Source organism: Saccharopolyspora rectivirgula DSM 43747, from assembly GCF_000497205.1.
GTDB lineage: Bacteria > Actinomycetota > Actinomycetes > Mycobacteriales > Pseudonocardiaceae > Saccharopolyspora > Saccharopolyspora rectivirgula.
In genome coordinates, this window is the sequence record NZ_AYJW01000109.1 from 1 (window position 1) to 5,385 (window position 5,385).

9 protein-coding genes are annotated in these 5,385 nt (G+C 44.7%); all 9 read left to right on the plus strand.

Annotation, left to right across the window (positions count from 1 at the left end; translation table 11 throughout):
* Positions 1–200: major capsid protein (locus SREC43747_RS22365; RefSeq protein ID WP_001712343.1), on the plus strand; the 200-nt coding region annotated here is incomplete at its 5' end.
* Between the two features lie 110 nt (positions 201–310).
* Complete coding sequence (locus SREC43747_RS22370; RefSeq protein WP_000487867.1) at positions 311–838, plus strand: hypothetical protein; 528 nt, start codon at positions 311–313, stop codon at positions 836–838.
* A gap of 8 nt (positions 839–846) precedes the next feature.
* The gene (locus SREC43747_RS22375; protein WP_000466547.1) at positions 847–1,833 is read left to right on the plus strand and encodes a Minor spike protein; all 987 of its coding nucleotides are present in this window, start codon (positions 847–849) and stop codon (positions 1,831–1,833) included.
* A gap of 63 nt (positions 1,834–1,896) precedes the next feature.
* Complete coding sequence (locus SREC43747_RS22380; RefSeq protein WP_000252566.1) at positions 1,897–3,438, plus strand: replication endonuclease; 1,542 nt, start codon at positions 1,897–1,899, stop codon at positions 3,436–3,438.
* Positions 3,371–3,523: a hypothetical protein gene (locus SREC43747_RS22385; RefSeq protein ID WP_435988044.1), complete on the plus strand. Its 153-nt coding sequence runs from the start codon at positions 3,371–3,373 to the stop codon at positions 3,521–3,523. The genes SREC43747_RS22380 and SREC43747_RS22385 overlap by 68 nt, the downstream gene beginning before the upstream one ends.
* Complete coding sequence (locus SREC43747_RS22390) at positions 3,456–3,695, plus strand: phage DNA packaging protein C (protein ID WP_016670801.1); 240 nt, start codon at positions 3,456–3,458, stop codon at positions 3,693–3,695. Before SREC43747_RS22385 ends, SREC43747_RS22390 begins: the two co-directional genes overlap by 68 nt.
* The gene (locus tag SREC43747_RS22395; RefSeq protein WP_000084700.1) at positions 3,692–4,150 is read left to right on the plus strand and encodes a scaffolding protein D; all 459 of its coding nucleotides are present in this window, start codon (positions 3,692–3,694) and stop codon (positions 4,148–4,150) included. The genes SREC43747_RS22390 and SREC43747_RS22395 overlap by 4 nt, the downstream gene beginning before the upstream one ends.
* The gene (locus SREC43747_RS22400) at positions 4,150–4,266 is read left to right on the plus strand and encodes a phage DNA packaging protein J (protein WP_000033471.1); all 117 of its coding nucleotides are present in this window, start codon (positions 4,150–4,152) and stop codon (positions 4,264–4,266) included. The genes SREC43747_RS22395 and SREC43747_RS22400 overlap by 1 nt, the downstream gene beginning before the upstream one ends.
* Before the next feature lie 36 nt (positions 4,267–4,302).
* Positions 4,303–5,385 (plus strand): major capsid protein (locus SREC43747_RS22405; protein ID WP_002357248.1); only part of this gene is annotated, 1,083 nt, incomplete at its 3' end.

Here is a 5,385-nt window from a genome sequence, read left to right on the forward strand (position 1 = left end):
CTTATCACCTTCTTGAAGGCTTCCCATTCATTCAGGAACCGCCTTCTGGTGATTTGCAAGAACGCGTACTTATTCGCCACCATGATTATGACCAGTGTTTCCAGTCCGTTCAGTTGTTGCAGTGGAATAGTCAGGTTAAATTTAATGTGACCGTTTATCGCAATCTGCCGACCACTCGCGATTCAATCATGACTTCGTGATAAAAGATTGAGTGTGAGGTTATAACGCCGAAGCGGTAAAAATTTTAATTTTTGCCGCTGAGGGGTTGACCAAGCGAAGCGCGGTAGGTTTTCTGCTTAGGAGTTTAATCATGTTTCAGACTTTTATTTCTCGCCATAATTCAAACTTTTTTTCTGATAAGCTGGTTCTCACTTCTGTTACTCCAGCTTCTTCGGCACCTGTTTTACAGACACCTAAAGCTACATCGTCAACGTTATATTTTGATAGTTTGACGGTTAATGCTGGTAATGGTGGTTTTCTTCATTGCATTCAGATGGATACATCTGTCAACGCCGCTAATCAGGTTGTTTCTGTTGGTGCTGATATTGCTTTTGATGCCGACCCTAAATTTTTTGCCTGTTTGGTTCGCTTTGAGTCTTCTTCGGTTCCGACTACCCTCCCGACTGCCTATGATGTTTATCCTTTGGATGGTCGCCATGATGGTGGTTATTATACCGTCAAGGACTGTGTGACTATTGACGTCCTTCCCCGTACGCCGGGCAATAATGTTTATGTTGGTTTCATGGTTTGGTCTAACTTTACCGCTACTAAATGCCGCGGATTGGTTTCGCTGAATCAGGTTATTAAAGAGATTATTTGTCTCCAGCCACTTAAGTGAGGTGATTTATGTTTGGTGCTATTGCTGGCGGTATTGCTTCTGCTCTTGCTGGTGGCGCCATGTCTAAATTGTTTGGAGGCGGTCAAAAAGCCGCCTCCGGTGGCATTCAAGGTGATGTGCTTGCTACCGATAACAATACTGTAGGCATGGGTGATGCTGGTATTAAATCTGCCATTCAAGGCTCTAATGTTCCTAACCCTGATGAGGCCGTCCCTAGTTTTGTTTCTGGTGCTATGGCTAAAGCTGGTAAAGGACTTCTTGAAGGTACGTTGCAGGCTGGCACTTCTGCCGTTTCTGATAAGTTGCTTGATTTGGTTGGACTTGGTGGCAAGTCTGCCGCTGATAAAGGAAAGGATACTCGTGATTATCTTGCTGCTGCATTTCCTGAGCTTAATGCTTGGGAGCGTGCTGGTGCTGATGCTTCCTCTGCTGGTATGGTTGACGCCGGATTTGAGAATCAAAAAGAGCTTACTAAAATGCAACTGGACAATCAGAAAGAGATTGCCGAGATGCAAAATGAGACTCAAAAAGAGATTGCTGGCATTCAGTCGGCGACTTCACGCCAGAATACGAAAGACCAGGTATATGCACAAAATGAGATGCTTGCTTATCAACAGAAGGAGTCTACTGCTCGCGTTGCGTCTATTATGGAAAACACCAATCTTTCCAAGCAACAGCAGGTTTCCGAGATTATGCGCCAAATGCTTACTCAAGCTCAAACGGCTGGTCAGTATTTTACCAATGACCAAATCAAAGAAATGACTCGCAAGGTTAGTGCTGAGGTTGACTTAGTTCATCAGCAAACGCAGAATCAGCGGTATGGCTCTTCTCATATTGGCGCTACTGCAAAGGATATTTCTAATGTCGTCACTGATGCTGCTTCTGGTGTGGTTGATATTTTTCATGGTATTGATAAAGCTGTTGCCGATACTTGGAACAATTTCTGGAAAGACGGTAAAGCTGATGGTATTGGCTCTAATTTGTCTAGGAAATAACCGTCAGGATTGACACCCTCCCAATTGTATGTTTTCATGCCTCCAAATCTTGGAGGCTTTTTTATGGTTCGTTCTTATTACCCTTCTGAATGTCACGCTGATTATTTTGACTTTGAGCGTATCGAGGCTCTTAAACCTGCTATTGAGGCTTGTGGCATTTCTACTCTTTCTCAATCCCCAATGCTTGGCTTCCATAAGCAGATGGATAACCGCATCAAGCTCTTGGAAGAGATTCTGTCTTTTCGTATGCAGGGCGTTGAGTTCGATAATGGTGATATGTATGTTGACGGCCATAAGGCTGCTTCTGACGTTCGTGATGAGTTTGTATCTGTTACTGAGAAGTTAATGGATGAATTGGCACAATGCTACAATGTGCTCCCCCAACTTGATATTAATAACACTATAGACCACCGCCCCGAAGGGGACGAAAAATGGTTTTTAGAGAACGAGAAGACGGTTACGCAGTTTTGCCGCAAGCTGGCTGCTGAACGCCCTCTTAAGGATATTCGCGATGAGTATAATTACCCCAAAAAGAAAGGTATTAAGGATGAGTGTTCAAGATTGCTGGAGGCCTCCACTATGAAATCGCGTAGAGGCTTTGCTATTCAGCGTTTGATGAATGCAATGCGACAGGCTCATGCTGATGGTTGGTTTATCGTTTTTGACACTCTCACGTTGGCTGACGACCGATTAGAGGCGTTTTATGATAATCCCAATGCTTTGCGTGACTATTTTCGTGATATTGGTCGTATGGTTCTTGCTGCCGAGGGTCGCAAGGCTAATGATTCACACGCCGACTGCTATCAGTATTTTTGTGTGCCTGAGTATGGTACAGCTAATGGCCGTCTTCATTTCCATGCGGTGCACTTTATGCGGACACTTCCTACAGGTAGCGTTGACCCTAATTTTGGTCGTCGGGTACGCAATCGCCGCCAGTTAAATAGCTTGCAAAATACGTGGCCTTATGGTTACAGTATGCCCATCGCAGTTCGCTACACGCAGGACGCTTTTTCACGTTCTGGTTGGTTGTGGCCTGTTGATGCTAAAGGTGAGCCGCTTAAAGCTACCAGTTATATGGCTGTTGGTTTCTATGTGGCTAAATACGTTAACAAAAAGTCAGATATGGACCTTGCTGCTAAAGGTCTAGGAGCTAAAGAATGGAACAACTCACTAAAAACCAAGCTGTCGCTACTTCCCAAGAAGCTGTTCAGAATCAGAATGAGCCGCAACTTCGGGATGAAAATGCTCACAATGACAAATCTGTCCACGGAGTGCTTAATCCAACTTACCAAGCTGGGTTACGACGCGACGCCGTTCAACCAGATATTGAAGCAGAACGCAAAAAGAGAGATGAGATTGAGGCTGGGAAAAGTTACTGTAGCCGACGTTTTGGCGGCGCAACCTGTGACGACAAATCTGCTCAAATTTATGCGCGCTTCGATAAAAATGATTGGCGTATCCAACCTGCAGAGTTTTATCGCTTCCATGACGCAGAAGTTAACACTTTCGGATATTTCTGATGAGTCGAAAAATTATCTTGATAAAGCAGGAATTACTACTGCTTGTTTACGAATTAAATCGAAGTGGACTGCTGGCGGAAAATGAGAAAATTCGACCTATCCTTGCGCAGCTCGAGAAGCTCTTACTTTGCGACCTTTCGCCATCAACTAACGATTCTGTCAAAAACTGACGCGTTGGATGAGGAGAAGTGGCTTAATATGCTTGGCACGTTCGTCAAGGACTGGTTTAGATATGAGTCACATTTTGTTCATGGTAGAGATTCTCTTGTTGACATTTTAAAAGAGCGTGGATTACTATCTGAGTCCGATGCTGTTCAACCACTAATAGGTAAGAAATCATGAGTCAAGTTACTGAACAATCCGTACGTTTCCAGACCGCTTTGGCCTCTATTAAGCTCATTCAGGCTTCTGCCGTTTTGGATTTAACCGAAGATGATTTCGATTTTCTGACGAGTAACAAAGTTTGGATTGCTACTGACCGCTCTCGTGCTCGTCGCTGCGTTGAGGCTTGCGTTTATGGTACGCTGGACTTTGTAGGATACCCTCGCTTTCCTGCTCCTGTTGAGTTTATTGCTGCCGTCATTGCTTATTATGTTCATCCCGTCAACATTCAAACGGCCTGTCTCATCATGGAAGGCGCTGAATTTACGGAAAACATTATTAATGGCGTCGAGCGTCCGGTTAAAGCCGCTGAATTGTTCGCGTTTACCTTGCGTGTACGCGCAGGAAACACTGACGTTCTTACTGACGCAGAAGAAAACGTGCGTCAAAAATTACGTGCAGAAGGAGTGATGTAATGTCTAAAGGTAAAAAACGTTCTGGCGCTCGCCCTGGTCGTCCGCAGCCGTTGCGAGGTACTAAAGGCAAGCGTAAAGGCGCTCGTCTTTGGTATGTAGGTGGTCAACAATTTTAATTGCAGGGGCTTCGGCCCCTTACTTGAGGATAAATTATGTCTAATATTCAAACTGGCGCCGAGCGTATGCCGCATGACCTTTCCCATCTTGGCTTCCTTGCTGGTCAGATTGGTCGTCTTATTACCATTTCAACTACTCCGGTTATCGCTGGCGACTCCTTCGAGATGGACGCCGTTGGCGCTCTCCGTCTTTCTCCATTGCGTCGTGGCCTTGCTATTGACTCTACTGTAGACATTTTTACTTTTTATGTCCCTCATCGTCACGTTTATGGTGAACAGTGGATTAAGTTCATGAAGGATGGTGTTAATGCCACTCCTCTCCCGACTGTTAACACTACTGGTTATATTGACCATGCCGCTTTTCTTGGCACGATTAACCCTGATACCAATAAAATCCCTAAGCATTTGTTTCAGGGTTATTTGAATATCTATAACAACTATTTTAAAGCGCCGTGGATGCCTGACCGTACCGAGGCTAACCCTAATGAGCTTAATCAAGATGATGCTCGTTATGGTTTCCGTTGCTGCCATCTCAAAAACATTTGGACTGCTCCGCTTCCTCCTGAGACTGAGCTTTCTCGCCAAATGACGACTTCTACCACATCTATTGACATTATGGGTCTGCAAGCTGCTTATGCTAATTTGCATACTGACCAAGAACGTGATTACTTCATGCAGCGTTACCATGATGTTATTTCTTCATTTGGAGGTAAAACCTCTTATGACGCTGACAACCGTCCTTTACTTGTCATGCGCTCTAATCTCTGGGCATCTGGCTATGATGTTGATGGAACTGACCAAACGTCGTTAGGCCAGTTTTCTGGTCGTGTTCAACAGACCTATAAACATTCTGTGCCGCGTTTCTTTGTTCCTGAGCATGGCACTATGTTTACTCTTGCGCTTGTTCGTTTTCCGCCTACTGCGACTAAAGAGATTCAGTACCTTAACGCTAAAGGTGCTTTGACTTATACCGATATTGCTGGCGACCCTGTTTTGTATGGCAACTTGCCGCCGCGTGAAATTTCTATGAAGGATGTTTTCCGTTCTGGTGATTCGTCTAAGAAGTTTAAGATTGCTGAGGGTCAGTGGTATCGTTATGCGCCTTCGTATGTTTCTCCT

Excerpts from the sequence above, each read along its gene's own strand:
- SREC43747_RS22370 (WP_000487867.1), top strand. The coding sequence starts at position 311 with ATGTTTCAGACTTTTATTTCTCGCCATAATTCAAACTTTTTTTCTGAT.
- SREC43747_RS22375 (WP_000466547.1), top strand. The coding sequence starts at position 847 with ATGTTTGGTGCTATTGCTGGCGGTATTGCTTCTGCTCTTGCTGGTGGC.
- SREC43747_RS22380 (WP_000252566.1), top strand. The coding sequence starts at position 1,897 with ATGGTTCGTTCTTATTACCCTTCTGAATGTCACGCTGATTATTTTGAC.
- SREC43747_RS22395 (WP_000084700.1), top strand. The coding sequence starts at position 3,692 with ATGAGTCAAGTTACTGAACAATCCGTACGTTTCCAGACCGCTTTGGCC.
- SREC43747_RS22400 (WP_000033471.1), top strand. The coding sequence starts at position 4,150 with ATGTCTAAAGGTAAAAAACGTTCTGGCGCTCGCCCTGGTCGTCCGCAG.